This window comes from Citrobacter sp. Cb023 (assembly GCF_030336805.1).
Lineage (GTDB): Bacteria > Pseudomonadota > Gammaproteobacteria > Enterobacterales > Enterobacteriaceae > Citrobacter > Citrobacter braakii.
This window is the reverse complement of record NZ_JAOWCV010000038.1, coordinates 98,012-111,243: the sequence shown is the minus strand read 5'-3', so window position 1 is coordinate 111,243 and position 13,232 is coordinate 98,012. Positions and strand designations below refer to the sequence as shown.

The 13,232-nt window shown below is 54.9% G+C and carries 12 protein-coding genes and 1 pseudogene; 3 read left to right on the top strand and 10 right to left on the bottom strand.

The annotated features are described in order from the left end of the window. Positions 1–3: 3 nt before the first annotated feature. Positions 4–174 (top strand): annotated as a pseudogene (locus OGW44_RS25815) (hypothetical protein); the annotation flags it as partial. On the opposite strand, the gene OGW44_RS14105 reads toward OGW44_RS25815, so the two are convergent. Beyond that, positions 106–1,845, bottom strand: a complete 1,740-nt coding sequence (locus OGW44_RS14105; protein WP_016153367.1) for a potassium/proton antiporter — start codon at positions 1,843–1,845, stop codon at positions 106–108. The pseudogene OGW44_RS25815 and the gene OGW44_RS14105 overlap by 69 nt on opposite strands. A 97-nt stretch (positions 1,846–1,942) precedes the next feature. Next, on the bottom strand, positions 1,943–2,857 hold the full coding sequence (gene ldcA / locus OGW44_RS14100) for a muramoyltetrapeptide carboxypeptidase (protein ID WP_016156781.1): 915 nt from the start codon (positions 2,855–2,857) through the stop codon (positions 1,943–1,945). A gap of 98 nt (positions 2,858–2,955) precedes the next feature. Between ldcA and emtA the strand changes: the two genes are divergently transcribed. Beyond that, complete coding sequence (emtA, locus tag OGW44_RS14095) at positions 2,956–3,567, top strand: membrane-bound lytic murein transglycosylase EmtA (RefSeq protein WP_016156780.1); 612 nt, start codon at positions 2,956–2,958, stop codon at positions 3,565–3,567. Between the two features lie 11 nt (positions 3,568–3,578). Here emtA and ycgR read toward each other — a convergent pair whose 3' ends face one another. Next, complete coding sequence (ycgR, locus tag OGW44_RS14090) at positions 3,579–4,313, bottom strand: flagellar brake protein YcgR (protein ID WP_016156779.1); 735 nt, start codon at positions 4,311–4,313, stop codon at positions 3,579–3,581. Between the two features lie 200 nt (positions 4,314–4,513). On the opposite strand from ycgR, the gene OGW44_RS14085 reads away from it, so the two are divergent. Then, positions 4,514–4,768 carry a GlsB/YeaQ/YmgE family stress response membrane protein gene (locus OGW44_RS14085; RefSeq protein WP_016153363.1) on the top strand — a complete coding sequence of 85 codons (255 nt, stop codon included), beginning with the start codon at positions 4,514–4,516 and terminating at the stop codon, positions 4,766–4,768. 41 nt (positions 4,769–4,809) lie between these two features. Here OGW44_RS14085 and OGW44_RS14080 read toward each other — a convergent pair whose 3' ends face one another. The 7 genes from OGW44_RS14080 to OGW44_RS14050 form a co-directional block, all read right to left on the bottom strand. Continuing rightward, entirely contained in the window at positions 4,810–6,780 is a 1,971-nt protein-coding gene (locus OGW44_RS14080; RefSeq protein ID WP_016156778.1) for a TonB-dependent receptor plug domain-containing protein, read from the bottom strand. Between the two features lie 23 nt (positions 6,781–6,803). Continuing rightward, positions 6,804–7,661 (bottom strand): ModD protein, encoded by an 858-nt coding sequence (gene modD / locus OGW44_RS14075; RefSeq protein ID WP_016156777.1) that lies wholly within the window; start codon positions 7,659–7,661, stop codon positions 6,804–6,806. Further along, entirely contained in the window at positions 7,658–8,470 is an 813-nt protein-coding gene (locus tag OGW44_RS14070) for a class I SAM-dependent methyltransferase (protein WP_016156776.1), read from the bottom strand. Before OGW44_RS14070 ends, modD begins: the two co-directional genes overlap by 4 nt. Before the next feature lie 9 nt (positions 8,471–8,479). Further along, complete coding sequence (locus OGW44_RS14065) at positions 8,480–9,241, bottom strand: ABC transporter ATP-binding protein (RefSeq protein WP_016156775.1); 762 nt, start codon at positions 9,239–9,241, stop codon at positions 8,480–8,482. Further along, complete coding sequence (locus tag OGW44_RS14060) at positions 9,238–10,197, bottom strand: FecCD family ABC transporter permease (protein ID WP_369707202.1); 960 nt, start codon at positions 10,195–10,197, stop codon at positions 9,238–9,240. The genes OGW44_RS14065 and OGW44_RS14060 overlap by 4 nt, the downstream gene beginning before the upstream one ends. A 26-nt stretch (positions 10,198–10,223) precedes the next feature. Beyond that, positions 10,224–11,246 carry an ABC transporter substrate-binding protein gene (locus tag OGW44_RS14055; protein WP_185654681.1) on the bottom strand — a complete coding sequence of 341 codons (1,023 nt, stop codon included), beginning with the start codon at positions 11,244–11,246 and terminating at the stop codon, positions 10,224–10,226. Positions 11,247–11,454: 208 nt separating this feature from the next. Continuing rightward, positions 11,455–13,167: an alpha,alpha-trehalase gene (locus OGW44_RS14050; RefSeq protein ID WP_185654680.1), complete on the bottom strand. Its 1,713-nt coding sequence runs from the start codon at positions 13,165–13,167 to the stop codon at positions 11,455–11,457. Between the last annotated feature and the right edge of the window lie 65 nt (positions 13,168–13,232).

Genomic DNA, 13,232 nt, shown 5'->3' with positions numbered 1-13,232 from the left:
TATATGAAGCCGGATGTCGACGCTGATGCGCTTCATCCGGCTCCACCGTTTATGCGACGCAGAGCGCAAACCGGGCAAAGCGCTGCCGCCGCCCGGCAAAAAGCATCAACGCGCCTCATCCTCATCTTCAGCAACGCGAACACCGACCTTCAGCACCGCATTATCTTCTTTCTCAGCAACCGTCCAGATCATGCCAGCAAATTCGACCTGGTCACCGACGACCGGCGCGGCGCCAAGCAGATGCTGGACAATTTCACCCAGCGTTTGCTGTTTATCACGATACTCTGTGCCATCTTCCAGGCCATAAATCAGTGCCACATCGGCATATTTTGCGCTGGCCTCGAGAATAAAATCACCGAAGAAGCGCTGGTCTAACGACACCGGCGGCGACTGGCTGAACAGCTTGCCGAGAGCAGGGAGATCGCGCTCGCGGCCAATGACGCACAGAACATCGCCTTCACGCAGCCGCGTACTGCCGGATGGGTGAAACAGCACGTTGTCCCGAAACAGGGCGGCAATTCGCGTCTCTTCCGGCATATGCAGGTCACGCAATGCGGCTCCTACACACCACTTATCCGCGCTGAGCTGATAAACAAACTGCTCCCAGGGGTTTTCCGGGTGAATATCCAGACCAATGCGCGAAACGGGCCAGCCGACGGGAGGAACCACCACTTTGGCTTTTTTGGCGGCCCAGGAAAGCGACGTTCCCTGAAACAGCAGCGAGATCAGAACCACGAAGAACGCGACGTTAAAGAACAGGCGCGCATTCTCCAGACCCGCCATCATTGGGAACACGGCGAGGATGATGGGGACTGCACCGCGCAGGCCCACCCAACTGATGAAAATGCGCTCGCGCAGATTGAAGCCACGAAACGGCAGCAGTCCGGCGAAGACCGAAAGCGGACGGGCAATGAATATCATCCATGCAGACAAAATCAGCGCAGGGATCGCGATAGGCAGCAGGTCGGACGGCGTAACCAGCAGTCCCAGCACCAGGAACATGGCGATTTGCGCCAGCCATGCCAGACCGTCGAAGTTTTGCAGAATGCCAAATCGGTTGCGGATGGGGCGATTACCCAGCAGGAAACCACACAGATAGACCGCCAGAATACCGCTGCCTTCCAGTGCAGTGGTCAGGGCAAAAATCAGTATCCCACCGCTTAAGGCCAGTAGCGGATAAAGCCCGGCAGGCAGTGAAATGCGGTTAATCATTTGCTGAAGCAGGTAGCCCCCACCGAGGCCCAGTATGATCCCTAAGCCGAACTGCTGGATAATATGCACCGCAAACATCCAGCTTAATCCAGTCTCGTGATTTTGAATCATGGCGATAAGCGTGATGGTTAAAAACACCGCCATCGGGTCATTACTCCCGGATTCAATTTCCAGCGTAGAGCCAACACGTTCGTTAAGCCCCTTGCCGCCGAGCAGGGAAAAAACCGCCGCGGCATCGGTTGAACCGACAATCGCGCCAATCAGGAGTCCTTCAATAAGATCCAGATGAAACAGCCACGCGGCCATCATGCCGGTGAGTCCGGAGGTAATCAGCACCCCGACGGTCGCCAGCGACAGCGCCGGGCCTAACGCGACACGAAATGAGCTGGCCTGGGTGCGCATCCCGCCGTCGAGCAGGATAACCGCCAGCGCCAGGTTACTCACCATATAGGCGAAAGGGTAGTTATCGAAAGGAATACCGCCCACGCCGTCGACTCCCGCTAACATACCGATAGCGAGAAATATCACCAGAATAGGGATACCAAGACGTGATGAGAATGAACTGAGTAAGATACTGCAGGTGACGAGTACGGAACCCAAAATAAAAAGGCTAATTATTGCTGCGGCATCCAACGTTCGGTTACTCCTGAATTACGCTGTTTCGTATTTATAAACCCTAACATAATAACGACAGAAACAGCGTTTTACTTAGCCCTGTTAACCGCTTTTTTTACGATTTAAGTACCGGATGCCCACTTAAGGTGAGCTGAGCGCCGTTTTTATCATTTTTCAGTACCGCTCTTGCCCCCAACGGCAAGGTGACGGTGCGTTGTTCATGACCAAAATCGAGGCCGTCGATCACCGGAACCGATAACCTGGCGCGTAGAAAATCACAAACTGAGTCAAGACTGTAACCCGCGTCGTAATCATTAGGTGCGCTGCCGCTAAAACTGCCGAGGATAATGGCGTTTTGTCGGGCCAGTATTCCTGCGTGATACAGTTGCAGCAGCATGCGTTCAATGCGAAAAGGATGCTCGTTAATGTCTTCCAGCACCAAAATGCCGTTTTCGATAGCGGGCATCCACGGCGTGCCCATCAGAGAAATGAGCATCGCCAGATTTCCGCCCCATAGCGTACCTTCGGTCGCACATGCCGGACCGTTACCTTGCCACTCGAGGGTAAATTGGGCATTGCGAACAGCCTGCCAGAAATGGTGCTCGGTAAATGCGTTCATCTCCTCGGCGCCAAAGTTAGCCGCCAGCATCGGGCCGCTGAAGCTAATCACATTCCCCTGCGCCAGCAGACCACACTGGATCGCGGTAAAATCGCTGTGTCCGCACAGCAGCAGCGGGTTGTGTTGCTGACGGTTCGCCAGCGCCTGCCAGTCAATCTCTGCCAGTAAACGGCTCGCGCCATAGCCGCCGCGTACTGCCATCACAATGGTATCGGGCGTGTTCAGATTTACGAGCGCGTTCACATCAGCAAGCCGTTCTGCTTCTGTACCCGCAAAACGCTGGCAGCGGCGCGCAATGACCGCTGAATTGTCGACCTGATGACCGGCCTCAGTAAGACGCGCCAGCCCGCGTAAGGCAGCCTGCTGGTTGATACAGTAGCCCGACGGGGCAATTAAGTGAAACCGGGACATGGCATTTCCTTGCTACAACTAAAACCAAATGTATATCATGCCGCGTAGGTATGTCGTTGTCACCTCAGCGACAGGTTCCGGCTATAAGGATAGATGACGTGAAATTGAGATGGTTTGCTTTTTTGGTTGTATTACTTGCGGGCTGTAGTTCAAAACAGGATTACAAAAATTCGCCGTGGAATGCTGAAGTTCCGGTTAAACGCGCAATGCAATGGATGCCGATCAGCGAAAAAGCCGGTGCGGCCTGGGGTGTCAGTCCACAATTGATTACCGCTATCATCGCCATTGAATCAGGTGGAAACCCGAATGCGGTCAGTAAGTCTAATGCGATTGGCCTGATGCAGTTAAAAGCCTCTACGTCAGGGCGTGATGTTTATCGTCGCATGGGGTGGAGTGGCGAGCCGTCGACCAGCGAGCTGAAAAATCCTGAGCGCAATATCTCGATGGGGGCCGCATACCTGAGCATTCTTGAGACCGGGCCGCTGGCCGGGATCGAAGATCCGCAGGTGATGCAATATGCGCTGGTGGTATCGTACGCCAACGGTGCGGGCGCGCTGCTGCGAACGTTCTCCTCTGACAGGAAAAAAGCCATTAATAAGATAAACGATCTCAGCCCGGATGAATTTATTGAACATGTTGCGGATAATCATCCGGCGCCGCAGGCTCCGCGCTATATCTGGAAGCTTCAACAAGCGCTGGATGTGATGTAATTCAGGTGATGCTAATCGCGCACCTTATTCGACTTTTCCCGGGCCTCGCGCTCGAGGGAAAAAATAATCCGCTGTAGGTTACGCTCCACCGCCGGGCCGACGTTGAGAAAACGAAAGCTCAGGCGGGGAGTGGTAATTGTTTCGTTTTTCCCGTCGATAACTTTGCGTTCGCTAATGGAAATTAGCTGGGCGTCCACCTGATACACTCCCCATTGCTCCATGTTCAGTTCAACCTGTGAAAAGCGCATGCCTTCTACCAGTCCCTCTGGTTTTGCCGTTTCTAACAGCCCGCCCATACCGCCAAGAGACAAATCGAATAAGCGAAAACACAGCGTGCTGTTATCCGGCATTTTTACCGTGCAGCGATAGGGGGGATGCAGTGGAGCACCGATACGGAAATATTCCCGACGCTGGACGAACCACAGAGATGGCGGCAATGATGAGATAAATGCGGGTAGCCGCTGGTATTCGCCTTTTTTCAGCTGTGGCAGGGTGAACTCCACTTTGGCTCCCTGCGTTTCGGCGATAATCTTTATCTGACTGGCCCGCTGCACGGCCTGGTTTTCATATTCCTGACTACCAAAATCCATGATCAGTTCGTCCGGGCTGACCGCCAGTATTTTGCTGATGAACTGGCCACCTGACCAGGAAATACGCAGCGGAACCTGCTGCGAATTTAAGTCCCGGAGTACGCCTAACACCGCTAACGGATTTTGCTTCAGGAACTGCTCATTGTAGTTACTCACACCTAATGACTCCTGGATGCCTGGTTTATCGTTGGATTATCGGCATCAATCAACGGAACTTAATACAAATGGATGAAATTTTTTACCAAACCCAATGAATTAAGTCTGAGGGAAAAAGCACGTAGCGATGGCTTGCCTATACTTAACGTGCTGGCGCAAGAATGTCTTGCGCGTGCGTTCACTGGAAAGAGGGCCTGGAAATGGGAATTATTACCTGGATTATTTTTGGTCTGATTGCGGGGGTTATCGCCAAACTGATTATGCCGGGGCGCGATGGCGGTGGATTTATCCTGACCTGCATTCTCGGTATTATCGGTGCGGTGGTCGGTGGATGGCTGGCTACGATGTTCGGTATCGGCGGCGATATCAGCGGGTTTAATCTCCACAGCTTCCTGGTGGCCGTGGTCGGCGCGATTGTTGTGCTGGGTGTCTTTCGGCTTGTACGACGAGATTAATCGAACGGCCCCTGACGGGGCCGTTTTTCTGCATTGTTAAGTCAGAACTGATACTCAATGCCCGCCCAGTAATTACGCCCCTCTTCAATAAATCCTTCACTGTAAACGTACTGCGTATCGAACAGGTTATTGACCGAAGCGTTAACGCTAAACCCGTGGCCAATGGCGTAATCAGCGCGCAAATGGGTAATGGCGAAACCAGCGGCTTTCTGCGAGCCGTCGGTATTGCTATAGCTTGACGAACGGGCCTCTTCGGACAGCGTAATGCTGAGTGGCTCCCACGGTTTCAGCGTCATCCAGGCGGTCAGGGTTTGCGTCGGCAGATCGGTAATCTTACCGATATCGCTGCGTTTGGCGTCCGCATGAATAAGGCCGTAGCTCAGCCCGACGTCCAGCATATTAAAAACTTTACCTTTAACGCCTGCATCCAGGCCGGTGTAATCCACCCGACCACTGTTCTGATTCTGGATGGTATCGGCATCAATATTGTGCGAAAGAATCGCGTCGCTGATGCGGTTGTAATACACGCTGGCTTCGAATCCCCAGTTCTGGCTAAGTGAACCATTCCATGTCAGGTCCACGCTGCGGGCGCGCTCCGGTTTAAGCTGTGGATTGACCAGGGCTACCTGGTTATAGGCCGGTTTCGAGGTCGTGTAGCGTTCTTTTAACGTTGGGAAACGCGTTCTGTCAGAGTAAGACAGCGCTAATGTGTCTGAATTTTCAAAGTGGTATTTGGTCATCACCTGCCAGTTAAAGGCCGACTGATTGTTGTCATCGTAGTGCGTGACGCTGCCGTTTTTCTCGTGCTTCATACCTTCCAGACTGTCTCGCCAGTCATAGCTTATTCCCGCCACCACATCGACATTATCCGCCGCAGCCCACTGGTATTCACTGGCCACGGACCAGGTGCGGTCTTCGTAGCGGTCGTAAGCCGCATTCGGTGCGCCTTTCTCGCGGTGAACATCGTCCTTCCAGTTCACGGCGAAAGAGAGCAGATCGTTTTCTCGCATATCCGCAGCGAGCTGCAGGCCAGCCCCATCGCTATAGTCCGAATAATGGCTGTAGCTGCCTTTCTTATTTTTCAGATCGGCCAGCGAGTTGTACATCATCAACGTATTTTCAAAGGTGTCGCGATACAGACGGCTTTTCAGAGTAAAACGGTCGCCCAGATGCGTGGTTCCCTGATAGTAATAGCTCTCTTTATCGTATTGTGGCCATTGCCAGTAGCGTGATTTCTGGCTGCTGGTTCCGGCGTACGGTGGATTATCTTTTTCACCGTCCTGATTTATATAGGTCAGCACATATTCATCATCTCCACGAGGGGTAAAGCCCAGCTTCACGATGCCACGCTTGTCATCAGCGGAAGAGTTGATCATCTTGCCGTGACTGCCCGCAACCGGGTTGTCCACGCCATGCGGTAATCCAAGAAAATCCTGCTTCAACTGACTGCCGCTGAGCTGGATATAGCCGAGATCGTTACTGGCGCCAAATGAAGCGTGCATATCGTGGGCGTTGTCTTTGCTGCGACTCCAGCCCTGGCGATAGCCAATGCTGCCTTCAAGCGGTTTGGTCGGTTTTTTTGTAGTGATATTGATGGCACCGCCCATCTGGTTTGGCCCCTGCAACAGAGACGAGTAGCCTTTGGAGACTTCAACCGAAGCGATATCGGATGTCAGAAAACGGCCTAAATCGAGGTTGCCGTCATAGGGGATGTACACCGGCACGCCGTCAAAAAAGACGGGAACCTGACGGCTGTCAAATCCGCGCACTTTTACCTGTTGCTCGTTGCGGTTGCCTGACTTTTGCAGCACGACGCCGGGGACGACGCTCAGCGCCTGCGCCACGTTCTGTTTATCCAGCTGTTGTATCGTTTCCTGGCCGAGAACCGTGGTGGTTGCCGCGGAGACCGGACTAGACCAGACGGTCATGTTTTCGCTTTCCTGCCCAGCAAAAGCACTGTGCGCGAAAGCAAACGACAGGGCTGTGTAAAGACAACTTTTGTTGAAATTCATTATTTTTAGTCCATTTTTTGATGTTATAGGCCACGTGCGTCCGGGCTCAGGCTCACTTTGATATCCGCAGGTGGAGCGTAGTAAGGCGCGGAAGTGATAAAGAGTCTGATACCGCAGTCGAGATAACCCGCCAGCGAGGCGAGGGTAATGCCGCCGGTCAGTGCCAGCGTGCAATGGGGGGCCAGAGCAGGGGCCTGACGGGCAATTTCTGCCGCCTGCTCGGGTGTAAATTTGTCGAGTTGTAGGACATCAGGGGCGGCGCGTAGGGCGGCCAATGCCTCATCTGGCGTATCCGCTTCGACCACGATCTTTTTTTCTGGCGCATGGCTGCGTAAGCGCGCAATCGCGCCTGTCCAGTCGTTTGGGTTGGTAAGAAAACGGCGGTGATTAGCAAACAGCAGTACCGTTTCGGCGCATCCTCCCCGATGGATAATGCCCCCGGCGGCAAGTATTGCCTGAGTCGCCAGTAAACGCGTACCGGGAATGGCTTTGCGGGTGCAGGCAATCTGCCCATCGGGATAGCGTTGATGCAGCATGCTCAGCATCTCGACGAGATAGCCCGACACGCCGCAGCTCCACTCCAGTACATTTTGTACCGCTTTCCAGCCCTGGTGCAGCGCCGCCGCCGGTCCGTGTGCGCGAATCAGTCGCTGTCCGGCGTTCGCCCGTTCGCCATCAGACAAAATATCGGTGACGGTTAATCCCAATGACGTCAGCATTTGTCTGGCAACAGCGGTACCGCTAACGCATCCGCCCTGGCGATGGTTAAACTCGATGACGCCTGGTTGGGCGCCGATACCCAGCGCGCGGGTGGTCAGATCGCCGCCCTGAATATCTTCCAGCAGCAGCGCGTCAGTTTGCGCCTGCGAAAAGTAGATCATCGCAGCGCCTCCCGCGGGATGCTGTCCCACCAGATAAGCGCCCAGTCACGGCTGGCGGGGGCAATAGCGCGTGGATCCTGCTGTTGATACCAGTTTTCCAGACGTTCGACCTCGTCGGCGCTCAGTTCACCCATACTCCAGCGCACGTTTTCCAGAAAACGCGTCCAGGTGCTGTTGTCCTGCTGACAGTTGGGACCGCGGATAAAATCAACATGCGCGTGGATCCCCATCTGATACAGAACATTAAGCGCATAGATATAGTTGGGCAGTTCAATCACTTCGCGGCCAAGTGCGCGCTGAATGGTGGGAGAAACGAAAGATGAACTGACAAGGTGGGTGGTATAAACCCGCAGCCGGGCCTGATTATTCAGCTTGCTCATTGCCTGGCGCATATCGGCAACCAGCGTGGAGCGCGAGGCGACGGCGATATCGCACTGGGGTAAATCATCCCAGTGCTCTTCCCAGGCTCGTTGCACCCATTGTACGTGACGGGCGTTCATTTGTGCGGCGCGGCGGGCAGCTACGCTCAGCATTCCCTGGCTGTAATCTACGCCGTAAATTATTGGCATTTTTTTAGCCAGCGCCAGCGAGACTGTACCGGGGCCGCAACCCATATCAAACAGCGACTCTGCACCTTGCAGGTCGATTTTCCCCAGCAGTTGCAGCAGATAGCTGTCGGTTAATGAGGCGCAATTCTCCGCCATTTTTTCCGCACGTTTGTCCCAGTGCTCCGGCTTTTTCTCGGTTCTGTTCGCCAACTGTAATTGCTTACGGTAAAGATCGGCAAAATCAATGTCGTCAATGAGCATGAGTATTCCTTAATTGAGTGAACCATAAAGATGGTGGGTAATTTGTGACGGTGTAACGCGATACAGCGCGGCCAGGCGGTCGGCGGCGAGCTGATGTTCAGGCAGACCCTGCGACACCTCGCCGTTTGGTTCAACCCGTACCACGCTGTCGGCGATTGCCCGGGCGTGCAACGGGTGATGGGTCGACATCAGCAGGGCCATACCGGAATTTTTCAGCGTCACCAGCGTGTCGAGCAGACGGATTTGATGCCCAAAATCAAGGCTGGATGCGGGTTCATCCAGCAATAAAAGACGCGGACGTTGCGCCAGCGCGCGAGCGATCAACACCAGTTGCCGTTCGCCGCCGCTCAGGGTGTTCCAGCGTCGAAGTGCCAGGTGAGAAATCTCCAGCATCGCCAGTTGCTGATGCGCAATTTCACGCTCTTTAGCGCCGGGAACCGCAAATGCCGCCAGTTGCGGGGCCAGTCCCATCATCACCATGTCCAGGGCGGTGAAGGCAAACGCGCCGTCGTGCGCCTGAGGAACCCAGGCGATGGCTGCGGCGCGTTCCCGATCGCAGAGATGATTCACTGCGACGCCATCAAGCAGAATGTCACCGCGAAGCGGCGGAAGAACGCCGAGAATGGTGCGCATCAGGGTGGTTTTACCGCTGCCGTTAGCACCAATCAGACAACAGACAGAACCGGGCGAAACCTGAAAGGAGATATCACGTAACACGGGTTGTTTACTGTGGTATCCCAGCGACGCGTGGCGCACGAGTAATAGCGTCATGGGCGGTTTCCCCGCAGCAAAAGCAGCAAAAAGAACGGTGCGCCAATAAATGCAGTCAGGATCCCCAGCGGGATTTCCGTGCGGCTCAGCGTGCGGGCGAGGGTGTCGGTGAGCAGGAGTAAAATGGCGCCGATCCCCATGGACACCGGCAATAACTGCTGGTGGTTATTCCCGCTGAGGAGTCTGCCGATGTGCGGCACCACCAGTCCAATCCAGCCGATAATGCCGGCAATGGCGACGGTACAGGCGGTGACTAACGTTGCGCAGACGATCAGTCCCAGCCGCAGTCGGGAGACGTTGATCCCAAGCGATCGGGCTTCATCATCCGACAGGGTGAGCAGGTTCATGCGCCAGCGCAACAGCAATAACGGGACCAGTCCAGCAAGGATCAGCGGTGCTGAGAACCACAGATCGTGCAGAGTAATTGTCGATAAACCGCCGAGCAGCCAGAAGGTGATCGACGGAAGTTGGGTATACGGGTCGGCCAGCGTTTTGATGAGCGAAATTCCCGCACCGCAGACCGTACCCAGCGCAATCCCGACCAGCACCAGTGTTAACACCGGATCGTGACGCTTGACTCGCCGGGTAATCAGCCAGACACCGGCGACCACTAACAAACCGCCAGTGAACGCATACAGCTGAATAAACAGGATTGGTAGCCCCAGCAGGATTGCCGTACAGGCGCCCAAACCGGCACCGGCCGCCACGCCGAGGATATCCGGCGAAACCAGTGGGTTACGGAACATTCCCTGATAAGTGGTTCCTGCGCCAGCCAGCGCTGCGCCGAGTAACAATGCAGCCAGAATGCGCGGCAGTCGGATTTGCCAGAAGACGATTTTGTCCTGCATCGGGACGCCATCCCTGCCCGCAATAAGATCCACGACCTGTTGTGCATCGAGGCGATAAGCACCCGACACCGCGGCGATGCTCGCGCAAAGCACCACCGTCGTAATCATCAGAAAACCGAGGGTAGATGTTTTCATCAGACGCTCACCAGTTGTTGATACTGTGCGTCGCTTAACGTGGTGTGCCAGAACAGTTCACTGTAGCGCTGCATATCGGTTTTAAAGCCCGCTTCAACCTGTGGATCAAGCCAGGCATGCAGACGGCGTAACCCCAGCAAACGATTGATGCCGGGAGGCGCGTCCAGCCAGCCAAACGGCAGGCCGCTGAGAAACAGAATGCGCCGATCGGCAACCGCTTTGACTCCTTGCCAGACGGGATCTTCTCGCAGGTACTGTGCCGTAATCGCATCCTGTACCAGAATAATATCGGGCTGCCAGCTCAACAGGTTTTCCATTGAAACCTGCGCCAGCCCGTGCAGCCCAGGAATTTGCGCCACATTGTGTAATCCCAGTAGTTCTGCCGCTTCGGTATGCAATGAACCTTGTAATCCTGTTTCAAGTCCGCGGGCGCCGCGCGCGGCATAAAAACGCAGCTTTGCTGCGGGAGAGTGTGAAAACGCGAGGGCTTCATCAATAAAACGCTGGGCCAGTTTGGCCTGAGTCCTGGCCCGTGTTGCGACTCCCAGCGCTTCACCTGCCGCGAGTAGCTGTTGCGGGCTGAGCCGCAGTTCGCCATTAATCAGCAGCCAGGGAATTTGCGTTTGCGCATTCACTTGTCTGGCCTGAGAAAGCCAGGTTTCATCGGCATTGCCGCAGTCAATCACCAGGTCGGGTTTAAGCGCCAGTAGCGCTTCAAGCGAGAGTGTGCTGGCGCGTCCCGCCAGCTTGCCCAGTTTCGGTAAAGCCCGAATGTCTTCGTGAAACGGGATGGCGGTCTGACGAGAAAAATCAAAGGATGAAAACCCAACCAGTTTTTCCGGCGCGACGGCCAGCAGCAGCATGTCGGCGGGTGCGCCTGCGCTGACCACGCGTTGGGCCGCCTCTGGCGCTGGGTGGCCTCCAACGGCAACGGTTAGCGGCGTTTGAGCCAAGGCGGGAAGATGGCGTAGCAGCAGTGCAGATGCCACAAGCTGGGCAAACATCCGTCTTGTCAGTGGCATAATTGTTATCCTGAAGGTGATAAAATCGCTATATATTTACATATATAGCGAATAAAAACATGTTCAGAATCAATTTCTCACGGATGAAAACCCGGAATACCCCATAAGGGCTAGATGGCGTAGAGACAACAGGAATGGCGAAATATAAGCCAGAAAAAATCCGCGACGCAGCGCGGATTCGGGGAGTAAAACGCTTCAGGTGACGGCATTAAGACGTCGGCTGAGCCTGTTTTTTAGGCTCGACTGGCGTGGTACTTGCCGGGGCCGGGCGCGATGCGGGCACGCTGTCACAGGGCTTTTCTTTGGCGCAGATCAGGTCGAGCATTTTTAGCGTTACGCCGTTGGTCCAGCCAAAACCATCCTGCAACGGATATTCGCCGCCGCCTCCGCCAGTGCCTGTGCTACTCACGTCATACTTTTCAACCAGCTTTTTCTCACGATCGTAGGTGTGCTGCACGTTGGTGAGGAATCGCCAGGTCACGTCCATGGCGACGTTATCCTGACCGTAATTCTGTAATCCCGATGCGGCGACCCACTGTAGCGGGGCCCAGCCGTTGGGAGCATCCCACTGCTGGCCGCTTTTCACCGACGTGGTGGCCAGGCCGCCGGGTTGCAGCAAATGCGCCTGGGTTGCCGCGGCCACTTTACTGGCGCGATCTTTTGCTGCTGCATTGACATACAACGGGAACAAGGCGGCGGCCGTGAGTTGGTTACGTACTTTGTGGCTCTTCAGATCGTAATCGGCATACCAGCCTTCTTTGTCGTTCCACAGGTGCTTTTCGATCCCTTTTTGTCGGGCATTAGCGAAGCCTTCATATTGTGCAGCTTTGGCATTATCCCCGGCGGCCTTGCTGGCGAGGGCGATCATCTTTTCCATTTTGTACATCAACGCATTGAGATCGACCGGAACGATGCTGATGGTGCGCAGGGTGCCTAGTTGATTGGGGTTATCCATCCAGCGGGAACTAAAGTCCCAACCCGACGCGGCGGCAGAACGCAGGTCGCGGTAGATTTCTGTGGCCGGTCGGTTCGGATTGCTTTTCGCTGTGGCGATATCCTCCACCCAGGACTCTGGCCGCGGCGTATCGCGGTCATCCCAGTAGCGATTCAAAATGGTGCCGTCATCCAGTTTAACCACGCGCTTATTCTGCTGACCGGGCTGGAGCGTTTCGACGCCTTCCATCCAGTAGGTGTATTCTTTGAGCATCTGCGGGAGGTATTTTTTCAGCGCGTCATCCCCGTCATGCTGCGCCAGCAGTTCCACCATAAAGGCAAAGAATGGCGGTTGAGAACGGCTCAGATAGTAGGTGCGGTTGCCGTTAGGAATGTGTCCCCAGGCATCAATCTCGTAAGCGAAGTTTGCCACCATGTCGGAGACCTTATCCCAGTGATTGCTCTCGGCAAGCCCCAGCATGGTGAAATAGCTGTCCCAATAATATATTTCGCGAAAACGCCCGCCAGGCACGACATACGGCTCCGGGAGCGGCAGCAGAGAGTCCCATTTTTCAGCGTCGGTTGTCGAACGAGTGAGTACCGGCCACAGTCCGTCAATATGCTCGCGCAGCGATTGCCCGGCTGGAGGGACGTATTTCTCGCCAGCTTTCGGCAAGGTGAAATTCACTTCCACAAAATGACGTAAGTCGAATCCGGACTGATTTTTCTGCATCCGGTAATCGGCAAGGATCATTAATGGATCGCTGTTAGGGACGGCGTCAGCAAAGGTTTTCTGGTCAGGAAACAGTTTGGCCGTTTGTACATCGTTAAACAGTGGGCCAAGCAAAATATCAGGCGGCTGAGGCGTTGCGGTTGGCGCGTCCTCGGCGTTGACGGCAAAAGAGGAAAGGGCAAAAAAGGTGCTTGCGAGCGTCAGTTTTATTGCAACAGAGAGCAGGCCTGGATGGCGAGTTGCAGGCGTTATCATCGGTTAATCTCCTTAGGGTGTGCCGAAGCAGCGGCATTTACCATGAGAAAACCTTAGTTCAGGAT